The sequence below is a fragment of the Pedococcus sp. 5OH_020 genome (genome assembly GCF_027812955.1).
GTDB lineage: Bacteria > Actinomycetota > Actinomycetes > Actinomycetales > Dermatophilaceae > Pedococcus.
Genome location: NZ_JAPYZV010000029.1, coordinates 1 through 792, shown reverse-complemented (window position 1 = coordinate 792; position 792 = coordinate 1). Strand labels below are relative to the sequence as shown.

The following is a 792-nucleotide window of genomic DNA, read 5'->3' as shown; positions in this document are numbered from 1 at the left end:
CACGGGCCGCGAACCAGGCCACGGCCCGGCGCAGCACCGCGGTCGCGGTGGCGGCGGTCTCGTCGTTGTGGACCTCGGCGTAGGCCAAGCGGGAGTGGTCATCGATGACCGTGTGCACGAACGCGTGACCCATCTTCGGTTTGTGGTGCCGGTTGCGTGGCTTGTCCGCCGTGGCTACCCGGTTCTTCGCACCTTGGAGGCGGCCGACGAAGCGCCACCCGCCGCCGTCGGGGATGTTTCCGAGCTTCTTGACGTCCACATGCAGCAACGCACCGGGGTGGTCGTGCTCGTACCTACGCACCGGCTCCCCGGTTGCTCGATCCACGTGCGAGAGCCGGTTCAGCCGGCACCGAACCAGCACTCGGTGCACGGTCGAGGGAGCCACCCCGGTCAGCGCGGCCAGCTGGACCGGGCCGAGTCGCTTGCGCACCCGCAGCGACACGATCCGGCGCGTCGTCGCCGGGGACGTCTTGGCCGGCATCGAGCGCGGCCTACTCGACCGGTCGGTCATCGGCTGCCCAGCGGCATAGCGGTCCGCCCACCGCTTCACCGTCGGCCATGAGCATTGGAACCGGGCCGCGACCTCGGCGATCGGCACGTGCTGGTCAACGACCAGGCGAGCCACGCGAAGCCGGGCACGAGGAGTCAAAGCAGCGTTAGCGTGGGACACGAGGGCCTCCTGTTTGGCGAAGTGAACCTTCAGCAGTTCCACTCCACCGCGGGAGGCCCTCCCATGTCAGCCCATCAAAGCGACGAGTCGCACTCCCTCAACCAACGTGACCGGTCAGTACA

General features: G+C 68.6%; 1 protein-coding gene. It reads right to left on the bottom strand.

From position 1 onward, the window contains the following. Positions 1-670 (bottom strand): helix-turn-helix domain-containing protein (locus tag PHA84_RS20665; RefSeq protein ID WP_270890028.1); only part of this gene is annotated, 670 nt, incomplete at its 3' end. Positions 671-792: the final 122 nt, after the last annotated feature.